This window comes from Paenibacillus sp. FSL R5-0345 (assembly GCF_000758585.1).
Taxonomy (GTDB): Bacteria; Bacillota; Bacilli; order Paenibacillales; family Paenibacillaceae; genus Paenibacillus_AQ.
Genome location: NZ_CP009281.1, coordinates 3,301,640 through 3,319,066 on the forward strand (window position 1 = coordinate 3,301,640; position 17,427 = coordinate 3,319,066).

Consider the following 17,427-nt stretch of genomic DNA (forward strand, 5'->3'; position numbering starts at 1 on the left):
GAGGGAAGTAACAGTTCGTTGAAGTGCTTACGGAGCAGGTATCTGACGCTTATCTAGCTCATCTGAAGAAATTAGGAATATCTTATATTTTTGGAGGATTAAAAAATTGGATTTTGCTGTAGTGGTAGAAAAGCTGAAACAATTATTTTTAATTGATGAGTTATTGCTAGAGCGTTGGGGTGTTCTTAAATGGCTCCTTTCTGAATGAAGACTTAATTGATGAATTGAGCCTGGTCTTCCTATTTATTTTCATTAAATACTTGTTGAGCAGTGCTAAGGATCGTATCCTCATCCAAACTGTTAAATTTTAAAGTGATTGAACCTTTTGAAGCATTGAATACTAAAAACGTATAATCACTATTTTTTATTTTTTGTACCTGATTTCCGCTAACATCAATAATATCAGCATCGTTCAAATCCACTTGAGTATTGGTATAGGTTATTTCAATGAGTGTTTCTCCTTGAAAAGGTCCGTAGATGATTTCTCTTTCATTGGACGCTTTTTGTTCCTTTGTTAACATCTCCAGCTTCCCTTTGTTTTTCGTATATGTGACTAAAACTTCTTGATTATCCCCAATGAAGTTGCCTTCTTTGTCCTTTGGAGGAAATTTATGCTGTATATAACTAACTTCATATCCGTCTAGTGTAGGGATACTAAATGATGATGCTAAAGCACTCACTTGCGCCTGTGCTTTAGCTATTTCATCGTTGGAACCATCCTTTTGACATCCTGATATTAAAAATATAATTGCAGCAATAAAAAATATATATCCAAATTTGTTCATGAAATCACCTCTAATGATTTGAATTAAATACTAATGGGCAATATTAATAGTCCGTAGATATACTTCAGTTACATTCCTCTCAATCCTCTGAATATCCCTAAATATGGAATAATTGAATATACGCTGTGAAAGTGAATTTGTTGCACTAAACTCCTTCTTAGTTCAATGAGAAAATGCTGAACAATGAAGCTTGGTGTTCGTGTCCGTCATAGAGATGTTAGAATTCGCCCATGTCTAAGAACGCCAGAGTAAATCGTCTTCTGACGGTCTCGTATAACTAATACACATATTTGGTCGTTAATTTGATTAAACATAGCTAGTAAATAAGAAATTACATAGTCTTAAGCCTTCAACCCTGCTAAATGTAAAGTCTGTTTCAGACGATCTATATCCACATAAATATCTTCAAATCCCGGAAAACGAATAGCAGGATCTGGCCAGCCTTGACCATACATCATGTAATAATCGAGAGTGTTATGGTTGCTGATCATCCAATATGTTGGAACGACATGCCGATCATGAAAAATTTCAATTACTTGAGTTCCGCTTTGACAAAAAGCCAAATTTGCCAGTCCAGCCCCATGTGCACCCAAGATTACCTTTGCCGAAGCGAATAACTGGATTTGCTGTGCAACCGTCCAATCCTCTAGATAAATGGTTTGAATACTGTATTCCTCAAGGCAACGAGTAACTTCCATTTCATTGATCAAGCGCCTAGTGCTGGCTTTGTTTCGTGAAATATAAATACGCTCAGGAGTGGCGAGCGTTATATCCCTATGTGGCAGGAAAAATTTACGTAGTGTATCCGTAGCCCATGTGGGGTAGTGGGAATTCATCATTAAAGAAGGGACAAGCAGCTGATCAGCTTCATAATAGGCTTCTGGATTTGTCCGGATTACTAACGACTCTGATATGCCTAACATTGCCCAAGTTTGACCTACAAATGGCCCGTAAGGGTTTGGATTCATGATGATAGAGGTATAAGGAATTCCACTTGTTTTGAGCATCGCCAGCCGAGGGAGCACATCATACATCCAGTGGAAATAGTTATGGCTTCCACAAAACGTCAACACGGCTGAGGTCCCTTTTATATGTTGAAGCTTCGGATTATTCCACTGGTGGAACACAGGGTGTTCCTCTGCTTCTAGCATTCTATTTTGCACAGCATCATATTCCTGTGACAGATCAAAGATTAGCTTTCCTTCCGAAGATAGAACAGCACCAGATTCACCCCACACCCTCCCACTAGAGATGGTAGCTACGTAGCCGCCAAAAGGCTGTAAGGAATAAGGCGTTAGAACAGGATGGATGTTTGTTTCAATACTTTTAGGAGCAGTGAAGTCGGTCGCCTGACCGAAATCAAACGGAACAACATGTCCAGCTTCATGGACCATTCCTCTTTGTTCCCATTCTGTTGTAAGTTCCAAGATATTTCGGTAATATCCATGGGGCGTTTCCCCGTTCATAGAAAAACTCATCGGCTCACCTCTTTTGACCAAGTAGAACTCCAAAAACATCATTAAGCTATTCTATGGTACAAAAAACTTTAGGATACCATTCATTCTGAAAAGGGCGAGTGAACGGGGCTCAAGGCAGTTAGTTTCATAAAGGGCTTGACTTGGAGTGAACTCCAAGTGAAATAATAGCAGATATCAGCAAATGAACTTTATTATCTAGCGAAAGAGAGGAATCATTAAATGGACTATGTGAAACTTGGTAATACCGGCCTAGATGTATCAAGGCTGTGTCTAGGCTGTATGAGCTTCGGGGTAGCCGAACGTTGGATTCATAAATGGGTGCTTGATGAGGAGCAGAGCCGGCTGATCATAAAAAAGGCCCTTGAGCTCGGAATTAATTTTTTTGATACGGCTAATGTGTATTCGGACGGAACAAGTGAAGAGATTCTCGGACGAGCTATTAGGGATTATGCTAATCGAGATGAAATTGTCCTTGCCACTAAGGTCTACAATCGTATGCACGAAGGACCGAATGGTGCGGGGCTCTCCAGAAAAGCAATCATGAGTGAGATTGACAAGAGTCTTAAAAGATTAGGAACTGATTATGTGGATTTGTACCAGATTCATCGCTGGGATTATCACACACCTATCGAGGAAACGATGGAGGCTCTTCATGATATTGTTAAGGCGGGTAAAGCGAGATATATTGGTGCTTCAGCTATGTATGCTTGGCAATTTCAAAAAGCTTTATATGTAGCGGAAAAGAATGGTTGGACTCGGTTTGTATCGATGCAGAATCACCTCAACCTTATCTACCGTGAAGAAGAGCGCGAGATGTTGCCACTTTGTAAGGAAGAAAAAATCGGTGTTATTCCTTACAGTCCGCTGGCTTCCGGAAGATTAACTCGCGATTGGGCAGTAACGACACACCGTTCAGAGACCGATCAAATACAAAAATCAAAATATGATGGAACTGCAGATGCAGATCGATTAGTAGTGGAGCGAGTAGCTGCGATCGCCGAAAAACATGGTGTTCCGCGGATTCATATCGCCCTTGCATGGTTACTTCAGAAAGAACCGGTTACCGCTCCTATTATTGGTGCTACGAAAACATCACATCTTGAAGATGCTGTAGGAGCGCTATCGCTTACGTTAACACCGCAAGAAATTATGTTCTTAGAAGAACCTTATACACCTCACCCAATCATTGGTTTTAATTAATACCGAGTATCGGAGGATAACGAAAGTATGACTATTTCAGAAGTAAGTGAAAAATTCAATCTGTCACCGGATACGCTCCGCTATTATGAACGCATCGGTATTATTCCACACGTGAATCGCAATAAAAGTGGAAATAGAGACTATTCGGAAGAAGACTGCAGGTGGATAGAACATATCAAATGTATGCGAGGCATTGGACTTCCCGTTGAGATCTTGATTAAATATGTTGAATTGTATAGACAGGGGGATGAGGCTAATCATGCTAGAGTTGAACTCCTAATTGAGCAGCGGAAGCAACTCTTATCTAAAATGGAAGAGATGAATAGAGTATTGGAACGGATGGATGAAAAAATTGAACGAATGAGTAAACAATAAGTCCTCTTTTGAGGGCTTATTGTTGTATTAAGTCTGTTCCTTTATGACTTCTTTCGATAGGCCTTAGGAGACATACCGTAGGTTTTGGTAAATTGTCGTGTGAAATAATTGCTATCGCTAAACCCGCTTTCGTGTGAGATTTGAGTAATACTGAAGTCAGAATGCTTTAGCAAGCTGCAAGCCCGTTCCAGACGCAAACGATGAAGATAGGAGATGGGTGTCGTCTGATAGTAAGAACGAAAGATCCGATTTAAGTGTCTTACCGATATTCCTGAGTGAGTGGCGATTTGCTCCAACGACAAGGGTTCAAGATAGTGGTCTTCCATAAAGGAGAGCGCGTTCGCCAAATGAATTAGGTGATTATCCTGGTTCTCTTTATCCTGTTTTTCATAATGCCTTGATAAATAGACAACCAGTTCCATGAACCGAGAGATAAGCAAAGTCTGATATCCCTGAAGCTTGTTGCTATATTCTTCAATCATACCGGCAATGAGGGAGGTGACGTATTCAAGCATAGGAATAGGCAAGCTTAATTTACTAGTGTAGGCGTGTTTATGACGATACAACGGTTCCAATACAAACAACGCCTGAAAGCCGTTCGAAGTCCGCAGATCCGATCCAGCTGTTGACAGCATTTCGGGCTTGTACATAATATTGCAGATCTTAAAATCCTGAGGATCTTTAAAAGCATGCGGGGTTGAACCGTTAATAACAAAGACATTCCCTTTCTTAATGAATGATTCTTCGGTATTTACAATATGAGTAGCAGTGCCACTCAAGACGATTACAAGCTCTGAGAAATCCACATGTCTGTGAAGGTCAGTATCGTTGTCATGAAAGCCGTACTGAATAAAGAATGGGAATTTCTGATCCGATGTAAACCAATTTAAATAAAATTCACTCAACTTGTTACCCTCCAAAAGCATGTCTAGATGAATGTCTATATCATGCTATTTTACGACCGAATAATCAAGGTTTATCGTTTAGTAAGTGGAGTATAATCCATGACATAGCCGCAATTGTTCAACAAAAGGAGAATGCTTCATGAAATATAATAATCCGATATTACCAGGTTTTTATCCAGATCCAAGCATTTGTAGAGTAGGCGAGGATTATTATTTGGTAAACAGTTCATTTGCTTACGTTCCGGGAATACCCATTTGGCATAGTAAAGATTTAGTCCATTGGAAGCAGCTCGGATATTGTTTGACGCGTGATTCCCAGCTCCAATTTGATAAATCGGTCGTGTCTGGAGGGGTGTGGGCACCAACCATTCGTCATCATAACGGTCGATTCTACATGGTGACGACGAATCAGGATAGCGGTGGACACTTTTATGTTTGGACAGAAGATCCAGCAGGTGAATGGTCGGATCCGATCTATGTGGATCAGGAAGGAATTGATCCATCCTTATTTTTTGACGAAGGAAAAGTGTACTTTACAAGCACTGGAAACAAGGATGGTATGGGAATTTACCAATGTGAGATTGATATCGAAACAGGCCATAAGCTGAGTGATTCCAGCTTGATATGGACAGGCAGTGGCGGTAAATTCCCTGAAGGACCCCATCTATATAAGGTAAACGGCTACTATTATTTAATGTGTGCAGAAGGCGGGACGGAATATGGCCATATGGAGACTATAGCAAGAAGTAGATCACCCTATGGACCGTATGAATCCTCTCCCCGAAATCCTATTTTGACTCATCGAAGCTCGGATTATCCTATTCAAGCTACAGGTCATGGCGATCTTGTTGAAGCACAGGATGGTAGCTGGTGGGCAGTATTTCTAGGAACTCGGCCGGTAGGTTATCCTTACCGTCATCATCTTGGCAGAGAAACATTCCTGGCTCCAGTCCAATGGAGTGAGGATGGATGGCCGATGATTGGTGATAACGGTGTTGTTGGATTAGTAATGGAAGCTGACACACCTGCACCAGTACTATGGGAAGACGAGCCTGAGACCGATGATTTCAATCAGTCCACTCTAGGAATGAGCTGGAATTTTATTCGTAATGCTAAAAAAGTCGATTGGTCTTTACAGAAACGAGCAGGATGGCTTGCATTACGAGGATCGGATGTGAGATTGAGCGATAAGGGAACGCCAGCGTTTATTGGTCGTAGACAGCGCCACGTGAATTGTGAAATCACCACAAAAATGGAATTCAACCCTTCAGATGGTGATGAAGCGGGTCTCGTTGTGTTTATGGATCAGCAGTATCACTACGCATTCGGGCTGACCCATGTAGAAGGTGAAAATGTGATCACACTGCGAAGACAGGTAGGCAGCATAAGAGATGTGAAATATTCTTCTCCTTTTGAGGGCACAGTTATAGAATTGAAGGTTCAGGCACTCCCAGAGAAATATTTGTTTTCTTATCGAGGCGCAGATCAGATATGGCATCCACTAGGTGAAGCAGAGACACATTTGATCTCTACAGAAGTGGCAGGCGGTTTTACCGGTGTGTTCTTTGGGATGTATAACTACTCTGCCCATGGAACTACCGCATATTATGATTACTTCCGCTATCAAAAGTGATAGAGAAGCGGTACGGTAACGAGTACAAATGAAACGCAATAAGCAGCGATTCTCCATTATGGATGAATGGCTGCTTATTTTGATTTATGGCTGTCTCAAGCTCAGTTTAGACTTTAGATAATGTTTATCCAATGAGCATCCTTTCTTTCAACTGCTTAATGTCTGCTCTAGGAGGGGCACCAAACATACGAGAATATTCACGGCTGAACTGGGAGGCACTTTCATAACCTACTCGGAATGCAACTTCCGCTGCATCCGCTGACTCGGATAATAAAAGACGTCGGGCTTCTTGTAATCGCAGCTGTTTTTGAAACTGGATCGGGCTCATAGCAGTGACTTCTTTAAAATGTCTATGGAAGGAAGAGATGCTCATACTGGCCGTTTCGGCAAGTTCTTCAATTCGTAATGGCTTATCACAGTTGTTGATTATCTGTTCGATTGCCTCATTCACGCGGTAGGTACTGCTGCCTTCCAATGCAATTTGTGCCAATGCAACACCATAAGGACCTTGCAGTAGCCGATAAAGGATTTCATCGGTATAAATCGGTGCTAAAAACGGAATATCATTAGGTTCATCTAATAAACGAACCAATCGAAGAATCGCATCGAGTAAGGATAGATCTATTTGCCCCACAAACATTGCACGCTTTGCGTTTTCTTTAGAAGCGATCTTAAATTCAGAATCATTAAGCACTTTTAAGATCTGACTCTGTGTAAAATCAAGCTTGAAGCTCAGATACGGCACGTCGGGAGAAGCTTTAATTATCTTACCGACAACTGGTAAGTTCATGGATGTTATTAGGTAATTGGCAGGCCCATACTCAAAACGCTCTTGTGCCAATAACAACTCTTTTGTTCCTTGGGCAATGAAGCATAAAGAAGGTGTATACACTCTAAAGATGGGCTCGGTCACATTGGAGGTGCGAATCACAAACAATGAGGGAATAGCGGTATCTTTTACGCCATCCTGACTGGAGTGACGATCAATCAATTGAGTGAGTTCTTCTTTTCGCACTTGTATTTCTTTAGACATGGGCTCCTCCTAAAGTTGTATTCTAAATCAATTATACGGCAATAAAATGCTTATTGTTAGTGGTAGTGAGAGGAATAGGCAAGCAGGATAACGATGTTGGCTGCTATTCAAGAAAAAATAAATTTGGAATTGAGATAAAGTGAGTAATTACTCACTTTTTATTGACTCTCGATTTCTTATGTTGTATATTCGAGTGAGTAATCACTCACTTTTCTGATGAACTCTTAAAAAGGAGTAAAAAAATGACACATGATCTATTCGATTCACTAATTGCTGCTCAAAAGACAAAAACAGATAAACAAAAAAAGATAATTGAAATAGCCATTAAATTATTTGCTGAAAAGGGTTTTGCGAATACTTCAACGGCGGAGATAGCTAAGATGGCAAACGTATCGGAAGGGACGATCTTTAAACACTACGGAACAAAAGATAAGCTGTTGCTCTCGATTATACTGCCATTTGTGAAAGATTCTTTACCCTCAATCGCTAATGAGGTTTTTAGTGAAGTCTTAACAGAGGATACGAAGACGTTCGAGCAATTTCTTAAGGGATTTTTAAAGAATAGAATAGAATTTTTAGATAGAAATAAAGAGATCTTTCGAGTGTTTGTGAAGGAAGTTATATATAAAGATGAGCTTAAGAAAGAAATAGGCCCACATTTCATCAAAAATATCTCGCTGCTAATTTCTCGAGTAGTAGAAGAATTCAAGCAACGCGGAGAACTAAAAGATAAACCTACAGATCAAGTTTTGATTTATTTAATGACTGTTTGTGGAAGCTTCTTTGTGTCTCGATTTGTATTGTTTGAGAACTATTCCATAAGTGATGAAGAAGTCGAAAACTTTGTTCATTTCGTAATGGATGGAATAAGAAATCCTTTATCTGAAGCCTCATCCTAATAGCTTACTTAGTCAGAAAGGAGCATTTATATGGCAGTGTTACAGATTGAGCATTTAACAAAAGATTATGGGCATCAGCGTGGTGTGTTCGATGTTTCATTCCAAGTTGAAAAAGGTGAAGTTTACGGATTTTTAGGGCCGAACGGAGCGGGTAAAACGACAACAATTCGCCATATCATGGGATTTTCTCGTCCTCAGAAGGGATACACCTTAGTAAATGGATTGAATAGCTGGGAGAGTGCCAGTGATATTCAAAAGAATCTAGGGTACTTGCCTGGGGAAATTGCTTTGCCTGAATCGCTGACAGGTACACAGTTTATTAAGATGATGGCTGATTTACGTGGCATCCATGATATGGCGCATACTAATTATTTGATCTCAAAATTCGAACTTGATCCAGTGGGTAGTTTAAAACGTATGTCTTTAGGGATGAAGCGGAAGCTCGCGATTGTAACAGCATTTATGCATAATCCAGACGTACTTGTTCTTGATGAGCCTACAAGCGGTCTTGATCCCATCATGCAAAATGTATTTATTGATTTTATCAAAGAGGAAAAAGAGAAAGGGAAGACGATTTTATTATCGAGCCATATTTTTAATGAGATTGATGCTACCTGTGACAAAATATCAATTATCAAAGATGGACGGTTAATTTCAACCTTTATTGCTGATGAGCTTCGTCACAATGAGAGCAAAACCTTTGAATTTGAATTCAACTCCAAAGAAGAGTTTGAGCGTTTTAGTAATGAGGTTCAGTCTCTAAAAAACATTGAGGTCGCTTCTCTAAAAGCGCATAACAATCAAGCGGAAATACGAGTGAATGATAACGATATCAACATGTTTATAAGCTACTTATCAGAATATGATTTGAAGTTTTTCTCAGAGATCAAGTTTACTCTTGAAGATTACTTTATGAAGTTTTATGACCGAAACTCTAATTCAGAGGGAGGTGCCATCGATAATGCCATTAATAGAAATTGAAAAATTGACAAAAGATTATGGCCAAGGACGAGGCATTTTTAACATCAATCTCTCGATTGAAAAAGGTGAAGTATTTGGCTTTGTCGGCACAAATGGAGCAGGTAAAACCACAGTGATTCGACATTTGATGGGCTTCTTAAAGCCGCAAATCGGAAGTGTAAGAATTAACGGAATGGACTGCTGGGAAGACTCAGCTGAGATAAAGAAAATGATAGGCTATACGCCTGGAGAGATCGCATTTCCTGATGCTCCAACTGGAACAGAATTCCTGAAACAGCAGGCTGAGCTGTTAGGACTCAAAGATATGACCTACGCAAATACAATCATCGAGAAGCTTCAACTAGATCCGACTGCTAACTTGAAAAGAATGTCCAAGGGAATGAAACAAAAGACAGCAATTGTTGCTACCTTAATGGCTGATCCTGATATTCTGATTCTAGATGAACCAACAACAGGACTTGACCCGCTAATGAGAGCTGAATTTGTAGATATCTTAAACGATGAAAAGAAGAAAGGCAAAACGATATTTATGTCGAGTCATATGTTTGAAGAGGTTGAACATACGTGTGACAAGGTTGCTCTTATTAAAGATGGTCAGATTATTGCTGTGAAATCGACACTTGAGGTTAAACATAATGAAGAGAAGACGTACAAAATAGAGTTTACTTCGCATGAAGACTACCAACGATTTTTAACAGAGCCATTTAATTGTGTCGATCAACGTGAAAGTCAAAATCAAGTCATTGTTAATATACATGATCGTCATATCAATACGCTTTTCAAAGTGCTCAAAGGCTATGAAATCAAGTTTATCACTGAGAACAAGTACACACTCGAAAAATACTTCAGAAGTCTTTACTAAAGGAGGAGAAACCAATGTTTAGTAAAACGATCTTTAAGCAAACATTGAAAGCAAATTTTAAGCTGTGGCTTATTTTCACGATAATCATGAGCGTGTTTAGTGGCGTGCTGATTGCTGTATTCGATCCAAAAACGATATCTAGCATGTCGGATATGGTGAAGGATACCCCCCTTGCGAACATGTTAGGATCAACTTCATTCCTTGGCATGCTTTCTCAGACCTTCTATTCCATGCAAGGCGTTATTCTGCCATTGATATTTGTGATTATGACCGCCAACAGTCTTATTGCATCACAGGTGGATAGAGGCTCCATGGCTTACTTGCTATCAACACCTATAAAAAGAAGCACCGTAGTCAGAACACAGGCTATTTATCTGGTAACATCGCTTATTGCAATGTTTACGATTTTATCTATCGTGGGTGTAATTTCTGTTCAGGCTTTTCAGAGCGATATTGATTTCAATATTTCAGATTTGATAATGCTAAATGTAGGTTTATTCCTCTTAATGTTTGCAACCAGCAGTATTTCTTTCTTGTTTTCTTGTATCTTCAATTTGTCCAAGAACTCACTCGCTTTTGGTGCAGGAATCCCACTTGCTTTCTTTCTCTTTGAACTGATGGGGAAGGTTGATAGCAGTCTGGAGGGATTTAAGTATATCTCACTGAATACATTATTTGATACGGATGCCATCATAAATAACGGCGATTACTCGATTCAGTTTACATTGCTTGGTGTTATTGGGATTGGACTTTATGCGATAGGCATACGAGTTTTTAAGGAAAAGGATTTGCCTTTATAATATGTGTCCGATGATTGAGGAGGGGGCACTCACATCAAAAGGAAATATCTTCTTGTCTACTTTTTAAGATATTCTTGGTAAGGTTAGGGGATATCAATGAATAAGAGGTGATGAGTTGTCATGAGTAAGAAATACTGCTTGTTCTGTGATGAGATCGTCTCCACTGCAACAGATGGCGATTATGATAGGTATTTAGGTTGTAATTGTTCTCCCGACGGGTTCTATAACTTATTGAGAGATAGCTATGAGCCGATTAATTCACTCCCGCATCAAAAGAAACGTGACATGTTTCATATCATATCGGCTTATATTCGGGAATTGACTGATCGTGAGGAGAAGGTTAGTCTATCGGCTGACGATTTGGAATCCATTGTAATATCCTCAAGAATTCCTGTGACGATTGAAGATAAAGGATACCGTTTACTGCAATACTTATACAGACATTCTGAGGCTCCAGGAGATACTATCGTTATTCAACCACTCTCCAGTAGCTATAACCTGACGTATTCGCCCAATCTGCAAGAACTGGTATATATCATAGATAAGCTGATTAACGAGCAGTTTATCATTAGAGAAGGCATGACCTTTAAGCTGACGGACGAGGGATGGAATGAAGCTGCCGCAATCGCAGGAGGCAAAAAGTTAAAACCATGTATCGTTCTATTGTCGGATGCCGAGGAGTTGCACACGGAGTGGATGGAAAAGCTGCTTCCAAAAATCGAACAATTTGGTTATACGCCGCGTTTGTTAAGACACACAACACAAAACCGTGAACCGTATTCCTTGGAGCTTATTGAAGAAAGTAAATTGATTATCGCAGATTTAACTGGTCAATCCCCTGAAGTGTATTTTACGGCAGGATATGCGCTCGGTTTGAACATCCCAGTGATATGGACCGTGAATAGCAGCGATGCCGATAATCTTTTTGTGCAAGTGAAAAATATTCGTCCAATCGTTTGGGATACAGCTGAAGAGCTGGCAGTTTTACTTCAACAGAAGTTAAGTTTGTAGAGTCCATGTCAAATTTAATACGAACATCTTACGCAGAAAGAAGCCGCGATACTCGCGGCTTTTTTCTTATCACTACAAAGGTTAATGTCCAACGGAAGGTTATTACGAAATTTTTTACTATTAGTGAGGATTGTACCGAGACTCACGAATAGGAATGCTATAATACAATTAAATTCTATAAATTAAAATATAGTTTATTGTAAAACTATAGTTAATTTTTTATTTTTCAAATAGACTGAACCTGTTCTTTGGTTAGAATCAAAAATGGGGGGTTGACCATAATTGCTGATGGGGACTATTATTTGGATTAAACAAATTTAAGTTAGTCTGAATGCTTTATTTGAACAGAAGGTTGCTCAAGTCGGATGAGCCGAACAGTAACAGATAAAAAGAAAACGGTTACAAACAGGCTTTGTATATATTTAAAGGAGACGACGTTCTGATCATTCTCAAGACTTTTAAAATTTGTTCAATTAGTGAATGAATACAATAATAGGTTGAACAGCTGCAAGGGGGCAGATATGAAACCAATATTTAAAATTATGATTGTGGATGACGAGATGCTGGTTAGACAAGGAATTAAACATCTTTTGGATTGGGAACAAGAAGGGTATCGAATCGCAGGTGAGGCTTCTAACGGTCTTGAGGCATTAAGTATGATGGATGAGGTTAATCCGCATATTATTATTACAGATATCGTAATGCCAATTATGGGCGGAGAGAAGCTAGTCAAGATTGTTAAAGAGAAGTATCCTCACGTTGTTGTAATCGTCTTAAGCAGTTTCAGTGAATATGATTATGTTCGCTCCACATTTCAGAATGGTGTAGCCGATTACATCCTGAAGCCGAAGCTGGAAGCCGACTACCTATTATCCATCCTAAATAAAACTACAGCAAAAATGTCAGGGATGAAGCTGGCCGATCCAGGGACCGATCCAGAGGAAAAGAAGGTTTTACTTGCGATTGAGAAGCTCATGACGGGATATGAATCTGTACTGGAACCTACACTGCTACATTCGTGGTTTCCTCATAAACAATTCGCGTTTTTCGGAGCGGATATGAAACATATTAAAGATTCTGGTGACAAGTTAATGTTCGCAAATGAAATAGAAAGTGGAATCCGCAAGTTCGTTTTAGACAGTGCAGTGTTTATTCGGCTAAGATTTGTTAACGAATCGGTTATTTATCTATTCAATGTTGATCCGGAACAATGGGACGAGCTTGCAATTGAACTCCGTTATTTGATCTCAGAAATCGCACAGCGTGTGCAAGAAACGCATTTTATTATTAGTCAGAGTTTCACGGACTTTGTGAGTCTTGGTGCGATTTATCGAGACAATTATTTAAAGCTTAATCGATACAGTTTCTATTTGCCGGAACGAAATCTGATTGAAAATGATCATTTGCCAAGCCTTCCGGGAGCGTATCAGGAAATTGACATGGGAGAATTAATGGATCAGTTGAGACGTAAGCAATTCCAGAAGGCATTTACAGAGTTTCTGGAATATGTTCATCAACGTTCAATGGATTATCGCATGGATATTTTCGAATTCAAATCGCTATTGGGGAACTTTATATTTAACGTAGCGACGACACTTGGAAAAATGAAATTTGAGATTGGAAGTCTGGAGGAGACCAAATACGACTACTTCCGAAAAATAGATGAAGCGTTGTATGCAAGTGATGCAATTGCTGTTACTGAAGCATTCATTCATGAAGTTGAGCGCACGATTGGGGAGACGAATGCAGCTGTTAATCCAAATATGACGAAGCTTCTCGAATATATCCAGAATCATTTTGCAGATCCGATTACACTGACAGGGGTAGCTAGACAGTTTCATTTCAATGCTTCTTACTTATCGAGTTATTTTACTGCACATAATGGCGAAGGATTTAGTGAGTACCTGAATAAAGTACGGGTGGAAAAAGCTATGGAGCTGCTTGAGATAACGGAGAAATCAATTGCTGATATTAGCGCAAGCGTGGGTTACTCAGATCAAAGTTATTTTACCAAAGTATTTAAAAAACAGACTGGCATTTCTCCGAGCCGGTACCGGAGACGGGATGTTGAGCAGTCATGATCGGAGCAATCATCCACAAGCTTAGAAAGCAGGGTTTATTTCTCAAGCTTTTTCTTGTAACTCTCATAAGCATAATTACCGTATCCCTTCTGACATTGTCTATTACCATCCGTATGTCAGAGAGTTTATTCTTAAAGACCTTCAGCATAACGAACGGTAAACTACTGAATCAAATGAAGACAAACCTGGAGTCTTACAACAACGTTGTAGCTACAGGCGCTACTATGACAGCACAAAATGGAGCTGTCCGAAGCTATTTGTCTGGCGGTGAAACGGATTCAGTGACGCTTGCTATCAAAACCTACCAGATGACAGAAGGCATGCGTGCTGTCCGCTCCAACCTTAGTGCTTTTGATGTGGGTATTATGATCGTAGGAGCAAATGGCAGGAGTTATTCAACCGATCCTTGGTATTGGTCTGCTACTGCTGAAGAACTGAAGAAACACCCGATTACGAAAGCGACAGTAGCAAAACCTGAGCAAATCCTGTACCAGCTTTATCAAAAAGAAGATAGTAAAACCAAAGCGAAAGAGATCATGTTAGTGGCTTCTAAAGCTCTATTTGATCATTCTACCGGCAGTATCTATGGCACTATGTACATTGCAATTCGTGATAGCGATTTTAAGAACTTCTACGCCAATTTTACAAGTGAAGGTAATGATGTTGTGTTGCTGAATGGAAAAGGTCAAATCGTATCCAGCAGCAGGACAGAGTTAATCGGGCTGCTCGATCAACAGCTGCTCCAAGAAGTAGTTGATGAACAGAGTGCGGGAGAAAATGGAGAATCTGTCAATATCATGGGTAATGAACGAATAGTGTTCTCTGAATACTTGCCTGAATTTGATGTTTATTTGGTAAATCTGATCGATAAGAAAGCTGTGACCGGTCAGATGGTAAATGCCAAAGCAGTGTCGTTAACGATCATGGCGATCGTAGCCATTTCGCTTATTATTGTATTTTTAATTACAAGGAAAATGACGAAGTCCCTGCGTGTACTCGTTGAACAGATGTCGAGTATTCCCAAGGGAGGGTTCGATAATCATGTAGATGTCGCCACAAGCAGTTATGAAGTTAAGGAGCTGGGTAATGCTTTTAATTATATGCTTGATTCACTACATGATTATGTTGATCGGTTAATGGAGACACAGAAGCAGCAGCGTAATGCAGAGCTGGCCGCACTTCAAATGCAGATCAATCCACATTTTTTATATAATACGTTGGCTTCTATTAAATTTCTGGTACAACAGGGCAACAAGGAAAAAGCTGCTGGAACGATAAATTCGCTAATCTCACTCCTGCAAAATACTGTCAGCGATGTTCAATCCACTATACCTGTTAGTCAAGAATTAGAATCGCTGAAGCATTATGTGTTTATCAATCATGTGAGGTACGGTGAGAAGATCCGCGTGAATTATTTTGTAGAGCCTGAAAGCTTGGATTATCATATGCCAAAGCTTATTCTTCAACCTTTTATCGAAAACGCGTTCTTTCATGCATTCAACCTTAAAGATGAGGGAAGAATTCTCATCATGATTGCTGTACAGGAGCATCAGCTTGTATGCGAAGTTGTAGATAACGGAGATGGAATGGACCTTGACCCGAATTTGATGGAAGCGGAGCAGCTACCGGCGTCGAAACACAAACGCCAACTGTTCTCTGGGATCGGTATACGAAATGTAGATGATAGAATCAAATTGTTATATGGAGAGGGATACGGTATTAACATTACAAGCAAACGAAACGAAGGTACGAAAATCATTATTACGCTTCCATTGTTAAAAAACTAAAAATTTTACATGAATCTAAAAATAGTGCCAGAATTGAAATGAGAATCAAAATAGGATCCAATAATAACACCAAAGCTAACAAAGATACTGCCAAAGAAAGCGAATACAAAGTGATAAGATGGAAGCGTAGCAGGGAAAACGCTTCCATCTTTATTATTTTTCAGATTATCAAGGGGGTTAAGAAGTGAAAAAATTATTATCCGTAATGCTGGCTAGTGTGGTACTACTGTCTGCATGTTCCTCAGGTGGAACAAAAAACGATACGAGCAACTCCGGTAGTGAAGGTAATAGCAAGCCAAAAGAGATCACAGTTTGGGCTTGGGACCCAGCGTTTAACATTGCCGCTATGAATGTTGCCAAAGAGGCTTATGCGAAAGTCAATCCAGACGTAACAATAAACGTCGTAGAGAACGCACAGGCTGATATCGTTCAGAAGCTGAACACTGGGCTAAACTCTGGTTCGACGAAGGGGCTGCCTAACATTGTTCTGATCGAAGATTACCGTGCGCAGAGCTTCTTGCAAGCGTATCCGGATTCCTTTTTTGAATTAACGGATGTTGTAAAGGCTGCCGACTTTGCGGATTACAAGATTGGCCCGACCAGTGTTGACGGTAAGCAATACGGTGTTCCATTTGACTCTGGTGTAACTGGAATGTACGTACGGACAGACTATCTTGAGCAAGCAGGCTACAGCCTGGATTCATTACAGGATATCGACTGGAAGCAATATATCGAGATCGGTAAAGCTGTAAAAGAAAAAACCGGCAAAAGCATGATTACGCTTGATCCAAATGATCTTGGGCTTATCCGAGTCATGATCCAATCAGCGGGCGCATGGTACACAGGTGAAGATGGTCAAACTCCGACTATAGCAGATAATGCTGCTTTGAAAGAAGCACTTGAATTGTACAAAGAAATGATGGATTCCGGCATCGTAAAAGTAAACTCCGACTGGAGCCAATTTGTAGGCGCATTCAATAGTGGTGAAGTGGCTACTGTTCCGACAGGTAACTGGATTACACCTTCAATTAAAGCTGAAGCTTCCCAATCCGGTAAGTGGGCAGTCGCTCCGCTTCCTAAGCTGGCAGCTACTACAGGCTCCGTTCACGCATCCAACCTTGGGGGCAGCTCCTGGTATGTAATGAATGTAGATGGTAAAGAGGCAGCTGCAGAGTTCCTCTCTAAGACTTTTGCCTCTGATGCTGAATTGTATCAAACATTGAATACAAAAGTTGGTGTCATCGGTACTTTAAAAGCTGCGGCAAGCGGAGAAGCTTATTCAGCTGCGGATGAATTCTTCAAAGGTCAAAAAGTCGTATCTGATTTCGCAGCATGGACCGAGCAAATTCCAAACGTCAACTATGGCATGAACACTTACGCAATAGAGGACATTATGGTTGTAGCCGTACAATCTTATCTTGGTGGAAAAGATATCGATACAGTTCTGAAAGACGCTCAGAAGCAAGCAGATACCCAAATTCGCTAATCACACTTAGGCTGTACAATCTAAGCCCTTGCTTCTTCTTCTCCTGTAAATTGGATTTCTACAGAAGGATGGGCAGCAGGGGCTTTCATCTCTAATAAATCAGACAGAAGG

General features: G+C 40.1%; 15 protein-coding genes. 11 read left to right on the top strand and 4 right to left on the bottom strand.

The annotated features are described in order from the left end of the window. Positions 1–239: 239 nt before the first annotated feature. On the bottom strand, positions 240–785 hold the full coding sequence (locus R50345_RS14585) for a hypothetical protein (RefSeq protein WP_042127665.1): 546 nt from the start codon (positions 783–785) through the stop codon (positions 240–242). Positions 786–1,126: 341 nt separating this feature from the next. Further along, complete coding sequence (locus R50345_RS14590) at positions 1,127–2,263, bottom strand: glycosyltransferase family 61 protein (RefSeq protein ID WP_042127668.1); 1,137 nt, start codon at positions 2,261–2,263, stop codon at positions 1,127–1,129. Between the two features lie 219 nt (positions 2,264–2,482). On the opposite strand from R50345_RS14590, the gene R50345_RS14595 reads away from it, so the two are divergent. Together R50345_RS14595 and R50345_RS14600 are read left to right on the top strand one after the other, a co-directional pair. Next, positions 2,483–3,463: an aldo/keto reductase gene (locus R50345_RS14595; protein WP_042127670.1), complete on the top strand. Its 981-nt coding sequence runs from the start codon at positions 2,483–2,485 to the stop codon at positions 3,461–3,463. 27 nt (positions 3,464–3,490) lie between these two features. Next, the gene (locus R50345_RS14600; protein WP_042127672.1) at positions 3,491–3,838 is read left to right on the top strand and encodes a MerR family transcriptional regulator; all 348 of its coding nucleotides are present in this window, start codon (positions 3,491–3,493) and stop codon (positions 3,836–3,838) included. A 41-nt stretch (positions 3,839–3,879) separates the two neighbouring features. Here R50345_RS14600 and R50345_RS14605 read toward each other — a convergent pair whose 3' ends face one another. Further along, the gene (locus R50345_RS14605) at positions 3,880–4,743 is read right to left on the bottom strand and encodes a helix-turn-helix domain-containing protein (RefSeq protein ID WP_042127673.1); all 864 of its coding nucleotides are present in this window, start codon (positions 4,741–4,743) and stop codon (positions 3,880–3,882) included. A gap of 139 nt (positions 4,744–4,882) precedes the next feature. Here R50345_RS14605 and R50345_RS14610 point away from each other — a divergent pair, with 139 nt between their 5' ends. Then, positions 4,883–6,376, top strand: a complete 1,494-nt coding sequence (locus R50345_RS14610) for a glycoside hydrolase family 43 protein (protein ID WP_042127675.1) — start codon at positions 4,883–4,885, stop codon at positions 6,374–6,376. A gap of 124 nt (positions 6,377–6,500) precedes the next feature. Here the strand turns inward: R50345_RS14610 and R50345_RS14615 are convergent, their stop codons facing one another. Then, positions 6,501–7,409: an AraC family transcriptional regulator gene (locus tag R50345_RS14615; RefSeq protein ID WP_042127677.1), complete on the bottom strand. Its 909-nt coding sequence runs from the start codon at positions 7,407–7,409 to the stop codon at positions 6,501–6,503. A 242-nt stretch (positions 7,410–7,651) separates the two neighbouring features. On the opposite strand from R50345_RS14615, the gene R50345_RS14620 reads away from it, so the two are divergent. The 8 genes from R50345_RS14620 to R50345_RS14655 all read left to right on the top strand — a co-directional run bounded on the left by R50345_RS14620 (position 7,652) and on the right by R50345_RS14655 (position 17,316). Next, entirely contained in the window at positions 7,652–8,308 is a 657-nt protein-coding gene (locus R50345_RS14620) for a TetR/AcrR family transcriptional regulator (protein ID WP_042127679.1), read from the top strand. A gap of 30 nt (positions 8,309–8,338) precedes the next feature. Next, positions 8,339–9,289 (top strand): ABC transporter ATP-binding protein, encoded by a 951-nt coding sequence (locus tag R50345_RS14625; protein ID WP_042127682.1) that lies wholly within the window; start codon positions 8,339–8,341, stop codon positions 9,287–9,289. Continuing rightward, positions 9,270–10,151, top strand: coding sequence for an ABC transporter ATP-binding protein (locus R50345_RS14630; RefSeq protein ID WP_042127684.1), 882 nt, complete (start codon positions 9,270–9,272; stop codon positions 10,149–10,151). The genes R50345_RS14625 and R50345_RS14630 overlap by 20 nt, the downstream gene beginning before the upstream one ends. Before the next feature lie 14 nt (positions 10,152–10,165). Then, complete coding sequence (locus R50345_RS14635) at positions 10,166–10,951, top strand: ABC transporter permease subunit (protein WP_042127687.1); 786 nt, start codon at positions 10,166–10,168, stop codon at positions 10,949–10,951. Between the two features lie 120 nt (positions 10,952–11,071). Then, complete coding sequence (locus R50345_RS14640; RefSeq protein WP_042127690.1) at positions 11,072–11,962, top strand: hypothetical protein; 891 nt, start codon at positions 11,072–11,074, stop codon at positions 11,960–11,962. A 521-nt stretch (positions 11,963–12,483) separates the two neighbouring features. After that, on the top strand, positions 12,484–14,043 hold the full coding sequence (locus tag R50345_RS14645; protein WP_042127692.1) for a response regulator transcription factor: 1,560 nt from the start codon (positions 12,484–12,486) through the stop codon (positions 14,041–14,043). Further along, entirely contained in the window at positions 14,040–15,830 is a 1,791-nt protein-coding gene (locus tag R50345_RS14650) for a sensor histidine kinase (RefSeq protein ID WP_042127694.1), read from the top strand. Before R50345_RS14645 ends, R50345_RS14650 begins: the two co-directional genes overlap by 4 nt. 184 nt (positions 15,831–16,014) lie before the next feature. Continuing rightward, positions 16,015–17,316 (top strand): ABC transporter substrate-binding protein, encoded by a 1,302-nt coding sequence (locus tag R50345_RS14655; RefSeq protein WP_042127696.1) that lies wholly within the window; start codon positions 16,015–16,017, stop codon positions 17,314–17,316. Positions 17,317–17,427: the final 111 nt, after the last annotated feature.